This window comes from Cronbergia sp. UHCC 0137, assembly GCF_034932285.1.
Taxonomy (GTDB): domain Bacteria; phylum Cyanobacteriota; class Cyanobacteriia; order Cyanobacteriales; family Nostocaceae; genus Cronbergia.
Genome location: NZ_JAYGHC010000002.1, coordinates 1 through 15137, shown reverse-complemented (window position 1 = coordinate 15137; position 15137 = coordinate 1). Strand labels below are relative to the sequence as shown.

Genomic DNA, 15137 nt, shown 5'->3' with positions numbered 1-15137 from the left:
GACTACAAAATATCCGAAAAATTAATAACTAGCAACTTGAGTTAAATACGGCTTTATTTTGATAATTACTTCGTCTCCATCCAATTTTCACCACTATGGACATCAACAACTAAAGGAACAGTTAATGATACAGCATTTTCCATCACAGATTTAATTTGTGGTTGCAATTCTTCCCATTCTTGAGGAGGAACTTCAAATACCAATTCATCATGAACTTGTAATAATAACCGTGCTTGATATTGCTTTAAAACCTGATGCAATCTCACCATGGCAATTTTAATAATATCAGCGCTCGAACCTTGAATTGGTGCATTAGCAGCAGAACGTAATAATCCCGCATCATAAGCACCTACATTTTTTAATTTACTCAAATCAATATCTTCTGGATTGCTACCTCTTAACTGACGTAGATTGTTACTGGTAAAATCAAAATAACGTCGTCTTCCTAAAATTGTTTCTACATATCCGTTACCTATAGCTTCTTTTTTCACTTTCTCTAAATATGTGAATACTTGTGGATATCGTTCATTAAATCGCTTAATAAACTCATTCGCATTCACTTTATCTATCCCAGTAGAACGAGCAAATTTGAGAGAACCCATACCATAAATTACGCCAAAATTAATCGTTTTCGCAAATCGACGTTCTTCTGATGTAATATCTTCTTTCTCAAATACCAACTTTGCTGTCACAGTATGAATATCTTCGTTTTGTCGATATGCTTCTACTAACACAGGTTCTTGACTCAAATGCGCTAAAATTCTCAACTCAATTTGTGAATAATCAGCAGCTACCATTAACCAACCAGATTCCGGTAAAAATGCTTTACGAATTTGACGACTAAATGCTGTACGAATGGGGATATTTTGTAAATTAGGGTTAGAAGAAGATAATCTACCGGTTGAAGTTGCTGCTTGGTTAAAATCAGTATGTAAACGTTGACTTTTCGGATTTACTAAAAGTGGTAAAGCGTCTACATAGGTAGATTTTAATTTTGATAAAGTGCGATATTCAATCATTGCTTCAATAAATCCAGTATCATCAACTTCTTGGAGTTTTTCTAAAGTTGCTGCGTCTGTTGAATAACCTGTTTGAATTTTTCGAGAATATTTGGTACTTAATCCTAGTTTCTCAAATAAAATATGACTCAATTGTTTAGGAGAACCTAAATTAAATTTCTCCCCAGCAATTTCAGTTACAGTTATTTCTAATTGAGCTAATTCTGTTTCTAATTGTTGTGAAAGTTCTTGCAGATAATCTGAATTAATTCGCACACCTGTATATTCAATTTCAGCTAATACTTCTTCTAGGGGTTGTTCTACTTCCAATAAAAGCTTGTATAAAGCGGGAACTTGTTCTAATTCTTCTTGTAACTTTGGTACTAATCCAAAGGTAGAATAAACATCCATTCCGCAATAATCAGCTACAGCAGGAATACTCACATCAGCGATGGTTTTACCTTTGGGAACTAAATCTTTATAACTGGTTGCTGTTAATCCTAAATATCGCTGCGCTAAGTCGGTTAAATTATGACTACTATCTGGATTTATTAAGTAACTGGCTAACAGGGAATCAAATACAACTCCAGCTAAATTAATTCCCTGACACCGGAAAATTAAACGATCAAATTTGGCATTTTGTAAGGCTTTGGGATAATCTGCACTTTCTAGAATTGGACGTAGTGCGGCTAATGCTATATCTTTATTTAAATTTTCGCCGATTTTATGACCAAGGGGAATATATGCTAATTGATCTGGTTCTGTTCCCCAACAGCAACCAATTCCTACTAAATCTGCATCTCTTGGTTCTAAATCTGTGGTTTCGGTGTCCCAAGCTACGGGTGTATTTGAATTGGTAAATTGTTTTAATATGTTGATTAATTCAGTTAATTTAGTTTCATTATTAATAATACGCGGTTGAATTGGTAAAGCCTTTTGCTTTTCTGCTGCTGCGGTATCTTCTGGACTGAAAAACCACACATCATCATCTTCGCTGACTTTTTCTTTCACGGGTGGTTCTGGAACTTGTCCTCCAAAACGTTGCTGTATGTCGTTGATTTTATTTAAAAAAGTTTTAAATTCTAATTTTTCTAATGTGGGAATGAGAATGTCGGTATCAAATCCTGTTAATTTACAATCTTCTAAATCAATTTCTAAAGGAACATCAAGAACTATAGTTGCTAAATAACGCGACTTTTCTGCATCTTCTTTTCCTGAGACTAATTTTTTCTGAGTTGCACCTTTAATTTCATCTATTGCTGCGTAGATATCATCTAGAGAATTATAATTATTAAGTAACTGTACGGCTGTTTTTTCACCAATTCCTTTAACTCCGGGAATATTATCTGATTTATCACCACAGAGGGATTTGAAATCAATAATTTGTGTTGGTAAAATTCCCAGTTTTTCTTTAACTTGTTCGGTGCTAAATTCAGTTATGCTATTGGCAGAGCGTTTCCAAGCATCGGGACTAAAGTTGAGAACAGTGATTCCCCGATCTGGGTCAATGAGTTGAAAGAGATCGCGATCGCCTGATAAAATTTTCACACGATATCCTGCTTCCACAGCCTTTTGAGCCAATGTCCCCAAAATATCATCGGCTTCGTAACCGGGAGCAGTTAAAATAGGGACGTTAAACCCTTTGAGTAATTCGTGCAGATTTTCTAAATCAGGAATAAAATCTTCTGGTGTCCCCGGACGGTCTGCTTTATAAGTATCATCGGCTTCGTGACGGAAGGTTGGTAAAGCTAAATCAAAAGCCACAGCCATGGCTTGGGGTTGTTGTGCAGCTATCACCTCCAGCAAGCATTTAATAAAGCCAAAACACACGCTGGTCGGAATCCCCGTTTTTGTCCGCAAACCCCCATCCTTGCCCTTAGCAAAGGCAAAATAGGAGCGAAAAGCTAAGGAGTGTCCATCAACAAGGATGAACGTTGGATTGGTCGTGTTTGCAGAATCGGCAGTTTGAGACATAACCTTTAAAATTAAAAATATAAAGTCTTATCGAAATAACCACATCTTTCGTAACAGTGTGTCTGAATCAGGATATCCAGGATTTAAGGATGAACAGGATGAAGTCTGGGATTTGATCACCAATCACGATCACGGATTTAATGGATTACACAGATGACACAGATTTAAAGATTATCCAATTACCATAATGCCTAACGCCAACACCAGCCTCCGCTAGATAACTAGCAACCTGAGTTATTAGCCTAACATTATGACAGATTTCCTAAAATCTACCAGGCTGGATTTTCTTGGTATAACCGCCAAAATTGAATAGTTGACGTAACTTTAATCAAACACCTTGAAAAATCTTCGGTATATTTATCCAGAATTACTCGAAAACCTGTATAATGATATTGGTTTATTTGATACAATAAATTTGATCATGAACAACAAACTTTTCAATACCCTAGCTGTGGCTACCACCATAGCAGGGGTTGTTGCTGCTGGCTCTGCTCAAGCTGCAACTTTGACTTTTACTGATTCTGTTAGCACTCAACTAACAGATATCATTGATGCTCCTCTAAGTGTACAACAATTTAACCCATCTCTCGGCACACTCGATTCCGTAGAGTTTGAATTTAGCGGTTCTATTACTGGTAATGCTAGTGTTACTAATACTAGTAACAGTCTAGCTAGGTTTAGGTTGTCTCTTGGTGGTGATCTGAGTTTGATAGATGCTCTTGACAGTCAATCTCTATTTTCTATCAATCCAAGCACAATATCACCCCAGTATTCACTTGCTGTAGGCGGAACTTTACAAACTCCTACCCTCACCGCTACGGATTTAACTTCTCAGACCTATACTAGTGGTGCATTCTTCCAATCCTTTATTGGGACTGGAAACCGGAACTTCTTGTTCTCAGCCCTCGCTGAATCGGGAATCATTGGCTCAGGTAACTTAACTAGCACAATTACTACATTAGCGGGTGGAGACCTGACAGTTACATATAACTACACTGAAGCTCCCCAAGCAACTCCTGAACCCTCTGCTTTACTGGCCTTTGGTCTAATCTCTGGGTTTGGCTTATTTTCCCAAAGCAAGAAAAGTTTTCTCAAGTTTTCCAAGTCCTAGATATTCTTAACGGGAGATATTTTTTCTCAACTAGACTTTTCTTTGCGTGACTGTTAGACGAGAATTTATCCCGTCCTTAGTCAACGCTTTTTTTTGCTTAAAATTATTGAGGAATAGCCTGTTAATCTGTGACTGGGAATTACAACCAGGAGAATTTATGCACAATCAGGCTCAAACGGATATTAAACTATTGGTGTTAGATATAGATGGAACGATCGCTGGTGAGTCTAACCGCATTAACAAAACTGTGAAAAGAGCGATCGCTGCGGTACAATCTCAAGGCATACAAGTAGCCATAGCCACCGGGAGAATGTATCGGTCAGCTTTATATTTTCACCAAGAAGTCAACTCTACCCTACCTCTAACATCCTACCAAGGAGCATGGATTCAAGACCCAATTAGCCAAAAAATCCATCGTCATTGGTCTGTGACTAAACAAATGGCTCACCAACTGTTAGACTATTTTGAACAACCAGAATGGCGATCGCTCCTATCTATCCACTTCTACATTAACGATCAACTTTATGTCCGGGATCTCTCCCCCGCAACGGAAAGTTATTCAGCACGTTCTGGTATTACCCCCATACCCGTCGGTGATTTACGTCAAACCTTAGCTGAAGAACCTACCAAAGTCTTAGCTTTGTGTGACGACACAAATTTAATTAACCAGCTTTTAACTGACCTACGCCGTCAATACACACCCGCAGAACTCTATTTAACCACATCCGTTGCCACCTTCCTAGAAGCCACCAATCCCCTCGTTAACAAAGGAACTGCTGTCCGCTACATAGCCGAAGAATTACTCGGTTTACAAAGTAGTAACGTCATGACTATTGGTGATAACTTCAATGATGTGGAAATGATCCAATATGCTGGCTTTGGTGTAGCAATGGGTAACGCACCTGATAGAGTGAGAGCGATCGCTGATTGGGTAGCTCCCACAGTTGAAGAAAATGGCGTAGCAGTAGCGATCGAAAAATTTTTGCTTTCCTAAATCTATTAGTAGGGTGCGTCAGACTCGATAATTCACCAATTATCAAAAAAATTTAACATCTGATGCACCTCACGACCGAACCCATCATTACTATAGACATCAGAAAGGACACCGACGACTGGCCGTGTTTCGTCTCGGTGTCCTTGCTGGTTCGCTCCTCACACATCCGATACTATAACCAACGATCTTCATTACGTCAATAGCTAAAGTTAAAATTAATCAAGATTTAGCAAAACTTAGGCGTGGGGAGAAACACCAGCTTACTCAAGACTTAGTACGCAATTCAAACACTTACCAAAAATAATAAGTGCTTTTGTTAATTCAATAAACGTGATATGCAGTTATTGTTGTTTTCTTATCCTGGCTATATACGGCTTCTACCCTGGAATATACAGGGTGAACCCACCATACTTTAAACCTCCCCCCTTGTGCTGGCGCGCTCCCTGAACAAGAATATCCTGCACCAGTCATTATTTTTTCAAACTGAGTTGTGTTAAGTGTTGCAGAAGCAAAAGGTGACAATCCCTGAATAATATGTTTATTCAGAGTCATAGTTACCTGTATAAGTGGTGAAGATTTTATAACCAGGTAGAACTAGAGCAACTCCAAAAGCACTGTCAATTTTTCCAGGGTATCTATATGGGTTATCGTCTGGAGTTCCTCCACCAAAACGAATAGCAAAGCCAAAAAACCATATATACAGACCAGGAATCAACCAGTCCATACTATATGCAATTGCCCTCATAGATTCTTCTCTATTAATAGCGATCGCTTTTAATGTGGTTTTTTCTGTTGCTTCCACTTTAGCCTCCTTTAAAGCAGCATTAGCTGTAAAACATTTCCAGAATCCTTGTAGAGAAGTTCCATGGAATCTCTCTACATTCTTTTTCGGATCTGTTTATTTTATGCCTATGTCTTTATTAAAGATATTTTTTGGAACTTTGTCAATTTACTTGACTCCAAAAATCTTATCTAATAATTGGACAGAATCTCAGGATTAAAATATCGAACTCAGGGTGCCTCCTGTTACAATTCCCGCAACGCCACAACCCCCAATTTCTTCTCCAGCAAACACTTTAAAACCCACTGAGTAGCTATTAACAACCCCACCCTAGCTTGAGCTAGTTCTGGTGAAGTAATTTTCACCTCACCCCAAATCCGACAACTACACCAGAAATCCTCCCAAGCTTGGCTCAACTTCCCACCAATTTTTTCCCAGTCAACAGAACCACCATCACTACAGACCAAATGATCTACCACCTGCATCAATTGGTTAATTAGATGATATTCCTCTGGCTGATAAAAGTAAAGTTGCTGATCACCATTCAGCCAAGAGATTGGACGAGCAGCAATTAACCCACCAATACCCACATCTCCATCTACAAGTTCAATCAAATTATCCTGTGATGCTAAACGTATCAACGAATAGCAACGGGCATGAGCATATTGAATTGGAAACAATAATTTACATTCTCTAAAATCCTTAGTTTCCTCCCCAGCCAAATTACCCCCCGCAAGACCCTGTAACCAAGCCGCCAAGGTCGTTGGAGTTAATTCTAGATGAATACAACCAGGAGGGACAATTTGGACGTGAAAAACGCCACCACAGCTACCTGATAAAACAACGGCTAACTCATGAGCAACTTTCATCGCATTTGAATTCTGAGAATTTGCTAACCGCAGTGCCAAACTTGAAATATATAATTTTTTTTTAACATCCCTACCTTGGTATAGATGAATTTTTTTATCTTCTATGTAAGGAGCTTTTTCTCTATAAGTAGAAATACTAGCTGCCTTCACCAAATGCGCCTCTAGTAACCGCTTAACTGATATGTATTTATCAAAAAGTAGCGTATAATGCACGTAATTTTGCTGAAAACTTTAGGGGGCTGTTCATTTTATCCTGTTCCATCTACCTTTAGATAGAAGTTTAGTCTAGGTAAAGAAAAATGAGAGTAGGATAAAATTTAATGAATAATAGATAAATAGAGGGTAGTAATCATCACCCTCATTGTACAGTAGGATGTATAACATAAAGAGTAGAGTGCAATAATTTTGCTTTCTACCCTTTACATGGCTGGCGCTACTAGGCGTTAAGCCGAACTCGCCAACACAAAGACACTCCTTGCACCCTTTGATCACGTCTTTGTATTTAGCCACGCGCTCTTTGTTACCTATGCAATCTCCATCTTCTTTTTCCGAAGCCTCACGTCCTTTTTTAACTTGGCAACGCATTCTTGACTGGGCTCAAGAACACTATCGCTGCCGTACCTTCAGCAAAGATGAACGCATTCCAGCCAGACCTGGATTGTTGTATTTAGTGCAAAGAGGTGCAATCCGCATGGTAGGAACTGCCCAAGTCAGTGCTACTGCCAGTCAACTAACATCTCGACGCATCAACAGAACCCCAGAAGAAGCCTTCCTGGGTTTTGTAGGAGCCGGACAACCCTTTGAAATTGTTGCCCAGTCACCATTCACACTCCAGGCTTATGCCCACGTTGATCAAACGGCGGTATTGTGGATGTACTGGCATGATTTGGATAACTGGCCTCACTTCCGTCGTGAAGTGATGGATGCTTTTAGATATCAACATCAGCGCAAATTGTTGTGGCTCAGTGCCTTGGGACAACGACGCACAATTGACAGACTCTTAGGATTCCTCACTTTATTGATTGAGGAATATGGAGAACCTTCAATGAGCGAAACTGATCCCGACGTAATTCGTGGCTATTGCTTACCTTTCCCCCTCACCCATGCCCAAATTGGGAGCGCGATTGGTTCAACCCGTGTCACTGTCACCCGCTTAATGGGTAAATTGCGTCAACGAGGTCTAATCCTCACCCAAGGTGATAATCTGATTTGCTTACCAGCAGATTCGATTAATAGAGTCAACTAAAGGACTTTAAATTTATCGCTATGGGTTAGTAGCAAAGTCTGTAAATAGCGAAGCGATCGCTAGACTGAAATATGCCACACAAAAGAGCGATAAATAGCAGGTGTCAGCGAATTTTGACAAACCCAGACTGGGCAATTAATTCCTGTCCTTGCTGTGTCAGTAGTAAGTTGGCATAAGCAACACCAGCTTGTTCTTCAATTTGACCATTCTGTTTGATCACCACAAACAGATTCCGGGTAATCGGGTACTTCCCTGATTGAAAAGCCTCAATGTTTAATTTGTTTCTGTTGTCATCACGACAGTTACTAGGAACAATAAATGGTTCTTGGTAAGGAGGAACATATTGCCCTTGAGTCCGCCCCAACGGTAAGGGTTTAATCGAACATTGAGGTACAATCTCTGGGGCTGAGGCGTAATAAATGCCGCCAGGACTATCTGCTACCTTTTGTAAGGCTTGGGTGGTTGTAGGGATAAATTCTACTTTGGAACCAAAAGCTTGACCACCCAAGATGTCTTGGAAAAAAAGTTCGACTGTACCACCATCGCTAATCCGACGCGAAAAAGCTTGAATTGGAATATTTGGCCCCCCCACTTGCTTCCAATTGTCAATCTTACCGGTGTAAATAGATTTCACCTGATCTATTGTTAATCCGGGAATATTTAATTCTTTGTGAACTGCTACGGCTAATCCATCAATGGCTACGGGAATTTGACCCAATTTAAATTGCTTGTTGTTCGCGAGAGTTAATTCTTGCTCTAATACGGGTCGTGAAGATTGGGCAAAGGTGATTTCACCATTAATTAATGATTTTATCCCTTGAGCAGAACCAGGAGCAGCATTAGTGGGCTGCAAATATTGGAGCTTAAATTGTGGCTGTGCTGCTTGGATGGCTGAATCAATGGCCAGTCTCATTGGAGCAAATGATGTACTTCCTCCATAAGTAAACGCTCCTGTAGGGACATTTGAGACAGAGGTAAAGGTGGTTTTGTTCCCTTGTGTTGGTGTTGTCTGGCTTGGGTTAGAACTTCCAGGGCTAGATTTGGTATTTTGCGGGTTGATGATTTGAGTTATGTTAAAATTTGATGTCTTGCTAAACCACCAGAAACCACCAGCTAGTAGCACTCCTGTGATGAGTACAGATGACAGAAGAATTAATGTTTCATTTTTTTTTGACATAATATTAATTAACGCCAGTCTGAATCAGGATGAACCGGATTAATTTTAGATGTTTGTTTAAGAATTTCTCATCTTTTAAGATGACTACAAGTTAAGGTTTAGTTAAATTACTATTCAATTTTTGATCCAATTTTTAATTCCCTCAAGGGGCTGATTGTGCAAGGTTTTCTCAATTTAAACAAACCATTAGACTGGACTTCTCATGATTGTGTAGCGCGGGTACGAAAACTACTGCGTCTCAAGCGGGTAGGACACGCTGGAACTTTAGATCCATTAGCTACAGGTGTGTTACCGATCGCTTTGGGTAAGGCTACTAGATTATTACAATATCTACCAGGGGAAAAAGCCTATCAAGCAACTGTTCGTTTGGGGGTGCAGACAACTACTGATGATTTGGAAGGGGAAGTTATCAGTTCTCAACCTTGTGCTGGGTTGGATTTAATGGCTGTAAAAACTGCACTTGACGGATTTGTGGGTAAAATTGAGCAAATTCCCCCTAGTTTCAGCGCGATTCAAGTGGAAGGAAAACGGCTGTATGATTTAGCACGGAAAGGGGAAGTTATCCAAGCACCAACCCGGACGGTGGAAGTTTTGGCCATTGAGGTTTTAGAATGGCGTGATGGAGATTTCCCGGAAGTTGATATGGCGATCGCTTGTGGGGCAGGAACTTATATTAGAGCGATCGCTCGTGATTTGGGTATAGTTTTAAATACTGGTGGAACTCTTGCGGCTTTGACTCGCACGGCCAGCAGTGGTTTTAATTTACCAGATAGTCTGACTTTGGATGATTTAGCATCCCAACTGGAAACAGGAATTTTTCAACCGGTTTCCCCAGATACTCCTTTACAACATTTACCATCTGTCAGTTTATCTACTGCATCAGCTAAAAAATGGTGTCAAGGTCAGCAAGTTGCTGTGGATATTAATTTCGGTCTAGTCCGTGTTTATGATGAATCCCGTTTTCTGGGAATAGGTACATCCCAAGACAATTTATTAATTCCTCAAATGGTTTTTGAGCCAATTTCGTGAAATAATTGGTTTTGGTGGTTTTACCCAGGGCAGGATGAAGAAATAATGAACCGCGAAGACGCAAAGAACGCGTTCGCAAAGCGTTCCGAAGGAAAGAAAGAAGGTAAGAAGGAACGGTTGGGAAATAATCATGTTTTTGTGTTCTTAGAAATTTTTGCAGGTGAAGGTGGGATTCAATCTTATGTCCAGGATATTTTTCGCGCTTATTCTGGATTAAATCAAGTTAATCAGGCAGATGTTTTTTTGTTGAGAGATCGGGCTGATTGTATTAATCCTTTTGTTTCAGGGAATCTGAAATTTCATTATTTTTATGATCAATATCCAGCGATCGCTAGGGTAAAATTAGCTTTGGCTTTATTACAATGTTTATTACAAAAAAGACCTAAACGAGTTTTTTGCGGTCACATTAAGTTAGCTGTATTAATCCAAATTTTATGCCGTCCCTTGGGTATTCCCTACACGGTTCTGACCTATGGTAAAGAAGTTTGGCAAGAGTTGAAACATCAAGAAAGACAAGCTTTGTCTTCAGCTTCAACAATTTGGACAATTAGCCGTTATAGTCGCGATCGCCTTTGTCTTGCTAATCATATCAACCCTCAACAAGTCGAAATTCTTCCCTGTGCCATTGATGGAGAAAAATTTACTCCAGGATCTAAATCATCAGAATTAATTGAGAAATATAATTTAAATCATGCCAAAATATTAATGACTGTGGCTAGATTGTGGTCAGGGGATATTTATAAAGGTGTTGATGTCACCATTAGAGCATTACCACAAATTCTGCAAATTATCCCAGAAGTGAAATATTTAGTCATAGGTCGTGGAGATGATCAACCAAGGTTACAACAGTTAGCCATAGATTTGGGTGTGAGCGATCGCGTAATTTTTGCCGGATTTGTGCCAACAGAACAATTAATGTTACACTATCGTCTAGCGGATGCCTATATCATGCCCTCTCAAGAAGGCTTTGGTATTGTTTATTTAGAAGCCATGGCCTGCGGTGTACCAGTATTATCTGGCGATAACGATGGCTCGGCAGACCCCCTCCAAGATGGTAAACTAGGATGGCGAGTACCCCACCGCAATCCCGATGCTGTAGCGGCAGGTTGTATAGAAATTCTCCAAAGCAACGATCAACGTTGTCATGGTCAATGGTTAAGAGAACAAGCGATCGCTATATTCGGCATACAAGCCTTCCAAAAACGTCTACAAGTCCTAATCCGATCATAATACTCAAAATTAAATTATTATTAGCCTCCCCTGCCTCCCCTGCCCCCTGCCCCCTGCCCCCTGCCCCCTGCCCCCGATCAACGCCAACCAAAATCGCTATCCTAGAGGCAGAGTCGTACAAAATTTGAGACATGAACCTTAAAAACTTTCAATTAAATCTTTCGCAAATTCGTCCTTGGCTGACACTGTTGGCAATTGTTTGGTTACTAACATCATTCGGCTTGGGCTGGTTAGTTAATTCAGTATTAATTATTTTTGGATTGTTGTTATTAGCCCCAGTTGTTGCATTCATCGGATTTCGCTGGTGGCTGCAAAAGAATTTGGTTGTAGATCAGTGTCCCGTTTGTGAATATAGGTTAACAGGTTTAAATAACACACAAATCCAATGTCCTAACTGTGGAGAACAATTAATAGTAGAAAATAGTCAATTTCGACGATTCACACCAAAAGGAACAATTGATGTCACAGCAGTGGAAGTACAAGCTAAATCACTCGAAGATTAGTTGTATAGGAGGAGTCAGGAGTCAGGAGTCAGGAGTCAGGAGTAAAAACCTGTTGTGAAAAGAGTTTCATCAATTATTTGGGGTGATGCTGTTGAGAAATAGACAGGGTATAGCTATACTTTTTTTCAGATAAATCACCTACATATAGCGAATATTCCCCGGCTTGCCAATAACCAGAAAGTTCGGGTTTTTGTCCAGAGTAATCATCTGGTAATAAACAAAAACGCCCTCCAGGACCATCAACCAACAATGTTGGATTACCCTTACTTTCCACAGTTAATCGTAAATAAGGTAATGACTCTGTAACCTTAATTACCTGATTAGGTATAGGAGTGATATTACCGCAATTACTGGGAACTGTTTGTAAAGATTCACCATTGATAATGATCGGATCATTGGCAAGATTACGACTAATTTCGATTTTTGGAGTTTGAGCCAAATTAACTTGACTAAAAACCAAACTCATGGCTAAAGCTGGGGAAACGATTGTAAATAATCTTAAAGCCTTCATTTTTAATTAACTCCCCTGAATTTTTCCAGAACAATCTTATTGATACACATTCTAGTTTCTCAGACGAAAACCAATCCGTCTTTGTTCCGAGATAGAAAGTATAAATTTTTATGATGCAATTAAATTATTTGATCACTAAACATTAAAATATCCTGAGTTCACTGAGGATAGGTTGAATAAACTTGCTAACCTTTGCTGATTCCTGATTTAAATTCAGGCTAATGTTAACAACTTCATTGCTGCTAACTCTTTAAGAAAACCGATATTTACCCGTTGAGAGAGGTTTGCCATAAATTAGATATTAGCTAAAATCACTAAAACAATCTATAAAAAAGAGCAAACAACATAATTCTCTGTCACGTGCCACCTGAATAACTCTGGCAATATTAACATTGTTAGTGTATCTTGGATACAAATTTTTTGTGTCTAAAGGCTTTCAACCTAAGCAATAGCATATTTAAATCGGTTTGAGAACGGCGTAAAAATAAATTCAAAGGGAACTTATACAATGACGAGTCCAATGGTCAGGAGAAGTGGTAATCAGTCTAGCCAGTCAAAAGAGCCGAAAAAAGGTAATTTATTGCCACTGGGAACTAGGCGTTTTGGGGCTTGGGCTGTAGAAATAACTTTAGTTGCAGTCAGTGGCTTAGTTCCCTTTGGATTGGGGGTATATGCCAATTCGCGGAGCGATATCGAACGTATACCACTTAACCCAGTATTGGTACTGACAGAAAGAGCGATCGCTCGACCTTTAGCTTTACCAGTCAGTTATAGTATTCGTTATGTATCTTGGCCAACTAATTTTTTGTGGACAATTGCCCTATTAACCCCCATCACTATTTCATCGTGGCAATTGTATCTTTTAAGCAAAACCGGCAGCACCATCCCTAAACGCTGGTTTGGGGTACGAGTTGTCAACCACGAAGGTACACCCCCTGGCTTAGGATCTATTGTAGTACGTGAAGTGCTTGGCCGCTGGACTGTACCGATTTCTGTTGCCTATTTACTTTGGCGTTATAGCTTTGTCTTTCCTCACTTGAGTGTTTTTACATTTTTAGCTTTATTGATGGTGCTAGGAGAAGGAATGGGCTGGCCTGCACAACGAAAACGCCGCGCTTTTCATGATTGTCTAGCTGGTACTTATACCATAGATGCTAAGGAACAGTTACAGAGAGGGACTGAACCAGGAATATCCACATCCAGCAAAATTCCTACCCCTGGCAATGTAATACAACGTAACCCCAATTTTACACTGTTTTTAGTTGGGCTAACAAGTATGATTGCTGTGTTGTCAACGTTAGTTAGCACGCAAATCTATGTCCAAACTCAAGAAAGTAACCGCAGAACCGAGCAAATTAACAGTCAAAAGTTTCTAGCACTGATAACAAAAATTAATTCTACCTCTGATAGTAGCAATAAAGAGCGCGAAAATGCAATTCTGGCTTTGGGTGGTTTAAATGATAGGCAGTCAATTAAATTTCTAGTAGATTTGCTAGTACAGGAAACTGACCCCACCACTGTAGATAAAGTTCAACAAGCTTTAATCAATGCGGGATTACCAACTATCCCAGAATTAAAACGGATGAATCAGTTTCTTGCTGATCAACTAAAATCAGTTGGTAACAGCCCCATGAGAGAATCTAAACAAAGGCAGTTAATTCTCAACCAGCAAGCGATTAACAAAGTTCTGGCTGTGTATCGAGGCAAAATCAAGGATGTGGATTTGAGTAATACCCAATTGGGGACAAAAGGTTTTGCTCAGGATTTATTCTTTAAGTTGGTATTAGAAAAATCTGATTTATCAGGAGTTATTTTTAAAGGAGCAAATCTCAATCAAGCTAACTTTCAGGGTAGTCGTTTCCGGGGTGTGGGTGAAGATGGTCGTTGGGATACCTATGATGATGCGATCGCTGATTTAAATCAAGTAGAGTTAAAACAAGCTAATTTCACTGATGCTAACCTCAGTCGTGTATCAATGAACAAAAGCGACCTGAGCCGTGCTACTCTCAACAGAGCTAATCTATCTAATGCCCGTCTCATGGGTGCTAATCTCAGCAGTACCCAGTTAGTAGGAAGTGATTTGCGGGGTACAATTTTAGAAAATGCCAGTCTCACTGGGGCTGATATCAGTGATTCCCAATTAACCGGGGCTAACTTATATGCTGCTAACCTGAATCGTGCTTCTGCCATTGGCACACAATTATCTCATGCTAATTTAACTAAAACCAATTGGCAAGGAGCAGACCTATCAGAGTCCTATTTAGACCATGCCAATCTTAGCAATGCTAACCTAAGTGTTGCCCGTCTAACTGGTGCAGTGTTTCGCTCTGCTAAATTAGAAAATGCCAACCTGCGAAATGCTGATTTGAGTCGCGCAGATTTACGAGGAGCAAATGTAGCAGGAGCAGATTTTCAAGGTGCGATCCTCTCCACTGCTAAACAAGATCCAGGTGATCAATTTGTCCAAACACCCGATCTTGATTCCCAAGCTGCCATAATTCAGGGAGTAGATTTTAGTGAAGCTAAAAATTTAGATCGCAACCAACTAGCTTTTATATGTACTCAAGGTGGCATTCATTCCCGTTGTCCATAAGCTTGGAATCAAGCAGGGGAGTAGGTTGATTAAGTATAAAAGGGATATAATTGTAAATCCTATTCCCCTCTCCGCAAGACTACAGTAGCGATCGCTAATCAACCTCTACAACCACATCATC

The 15137-nt window shown here is 39.7% G+C and carries 12 protein-coding genes; 7 read left to right on the top strand and 5 right to left on the bottom strand.

Annotation, left to right across the window (positions count from 1 at the left end):
* Positions 1-65: 65 nt before the first annotated feature.
* Complete coding sequence (gene polA, locus VB711_RS00860; protein ID WP_323283785.1) at positions 66-2972, bottom strand: DNA polymerase I; 2907 nt, start codon at positions 2970-2972, stop codon at positions 66-68.
* Positions 2973-3393: 421 nt separating this feature from the next.
* On the opposite strand from polA, the gene VB711_RS00855 reads away from it, so the two are divergent.
* Together VB711_RS00855 and VB711_RS00850 are read left to right on the top strand one after the other, a co-directional pair.
* Complete coding sequence (locus tag VB711_RS00855; RefSeq protein ID WP_323283784.1) at positions 3394-4083, top strand: choice-of-anchor E domain-containing protein; 690 nt, start codon at positions 3394-3396, stop codon at positions 4081-4083.
* 157 nt (positions 4084-4240) lie between these two features.
* Positions 4241-5077: a Cof-type HAD-IIB family hydrolase gene (locus tag VB711_RS00850; protein WP_323283783.1), complete on the top strand. Its 837-nt coding sequence runs from the start codon at positions 4241-4243 to the stop codon at positions 5075-5077.
* Between the two features lie 538 nt (positions 5078-5615).
* Here VB711_RS00850 and VB711_RS00845 read toward each other — a convergent pair.
* Both VB711_RS00845 and VB711_RS00840 read right to left on the bottom strand, forming a co-directional pair.
* Positions 5616-5879, bottom strand: a complete 264-nt coding sequence (locus VB711_RS00845; protein ID WP_323283782.1) for a hypothetical protein — start codon at positions 5877-5879, stop codon at positions 5616-5618.
* A gap of 224 nt (positions 5880-6103) precedes the next feature.
* Complete coding sequence (locus tag VB711_RS00840; protein ID WP_323283781.1) at positions 6104-6940, bottom strand: hypothetical protein; 837 nt, start codon at positions 6938-6940, stop codon at positions 6104-6106.
* A gap of 313 nt (positions 6941-7253) precedes the next feature.
* Here VB711_RS00840 and VB711_RS00835 point away from each other — a divergent pair, with 313 nt between their 5' ends.
* The gene (locus tag VB711_RS00835) at positions 7254-7973 is read left to right on the top strand and encodes a Crp/Fnr family transcriptional regulator (protein WP_323283780.1); all 720 of its coding nucleotides are present in this window, start codon (positions 7254-7256) and stop codon (positions 7971-7973) included.
* A gap of 103 nt (positions 7974-8076) precedes the next feature.
* On the opposite strand, the gene VB711_RS00830 is transcribed toward VB711_RS00835, so the two are convergent.
* Positions 8077-9150 (bottom strand): PstS family phosphate ABC transporter substrate-binding protein, encoded by a 1074-nt coding sequence (locus tag VB711_RS00830; protein ID WP_323283779.1) that lies wholly within the window; start codon positions 9148-9150, stop codon positions 8077-8079.
* A gap of 156 nt (positions 9151-9306) precedes the next feature.
* On the opposite strand from VB711_RS00830, the gene truB reads away from it, so the two are divergent.
* From truB to VB711_RS00815, 3 genes are all read left to right on the top strand, one after another.
* A complete protein-coding gene (gene truB / locus VB711_RS00825; protein ID WP_323283778.1) occupies positions 9307-10179 on the top strand; it encodes a tRNA pseudouridine(55) synthase TruB in 873 nt (290 codons plus the stop codon).
* Between the two features lie 45 nt (positions 10180-10224).
* Positions 10225-11409 carry a glycosyltransferase gene (locus VB711_RS00820; protein ID WP_323283777.1) on the top strand — a complete coding sequence of 395 codons (1185 nt, stop codon included), beginning with the start codon at positions 10225-10227 and terminating at the stop codon, positions 11407-11409.
* A 131-nt stretch (positions 11410-11540) separates the two neighbouring features.
* Complete coding sequence (locus VB711_RS00815) at positions 11541-11912, top strand: hypothetical protein (RefSeq protein ID WP_323283776.1); 372 nt, start codon at positions 11541-11543, stop codon at positions 11910-11912.
* Positions 11913-11985: 73 nt separating this feature from the next.
* Here the strand turns inward: VB711_RS00815 and VB711_RS00810 are convergent, their stop codons facing one another.
* Positions 11986-12423, bottom strand: coding sequence for a hypothetical protein (locus VB711_RS00810; RefSeq protein ID WP_323283775.1), 438 nt, complete (start codon positions 12421-12423; stop codon positions 11986-11988).
* Positions 12424-12931: 508 nt separating this feature from the next.
* Between VB711_RS00810 and VB711_RS00805 the strand changes: the two genes are divergently transcribed.
* Positions 12932-15016 (top strand): pentapeptide repeat-containing protein, encoded by a 2085-nt coding sequence (locus tag VB711_RS00805; protein ID WP_323283774.1) that lies wholly within the window; start codon positions 12932-12934, stop codon positions 15014-15016.
* The last annotated feature ends 121 nt before the right edge of the window (positions 15017-15137 follow it).

What these genes read in the sequence shown, in the direction of transcription:
- polA (WP_323283785.1), bottom strand. Translation starts at nt 2,972, where the DNA reads ATGTCTCAAACTGCCGATTCTGCAAACACGACCAATCCAACGTTCATC.
- VB711_RS00855 (WP_323283784.1), top strand. Translation starts at nt 3,394, where the DNA reads ATGAACAACAAACTTTTCAATACCCTAGCTGTGGCTACCACCATAGCA.
- VB711_RS00850 (WP_323283783.1), top strand. Translation starts at nt 4,241, where the DNA reads ATGCACAATCAGGCTCAAACGGATATTAAACTATTGGTGTTAGATATA.
- VB711_RS00835 (WP_323283780.1), top strand. Translation starts at nt 7,254, where the DNA reads ATGCAATCTCCATCTTCTTTTTCCGAAGCCTCACGTCCTTTTTTAACT.
- VB711_RS00830 (WP_323283779.1), bottom strand. Translation starts at nt 9,150, where the DNA reads ATGTCAAAAAAAAATGAAACATTAATTCTTCTGTCATCTGTACTCATC.
- VB711_RS00820 (WP_323283777.1), top strand. Translation starts at nt 10,225, where the DNA reads ATGAACCGCGAAGACGCAAAGAACGCGTTCGCAAAGCGTTCCGAAGGA.
- VB711_RS00815 (WP_323283776.1), top strand. Translation starts at nt 11,541, where the DNA reads ATGAACCTTAAAAACTTTCAATTAAATCTTTCGCAAATTCGTCCTTGG.
- VB711_RS00810 (WP_323283775.1), bottom strand. Translation starts at nt 12,423, where the DNA reads ATGAAGGCTTTAAGATTATTTACAATCGTTTCCCCAGCTTTAGCCATG.
- VB711_RS00805 (WP_323283774.1), top strand. Translation starts at nt 12,932, where the DNA reads ATGACGAGTCCAATGGTCAGGAGAAGTGGTAATCAGTCTAGCCAGTCA.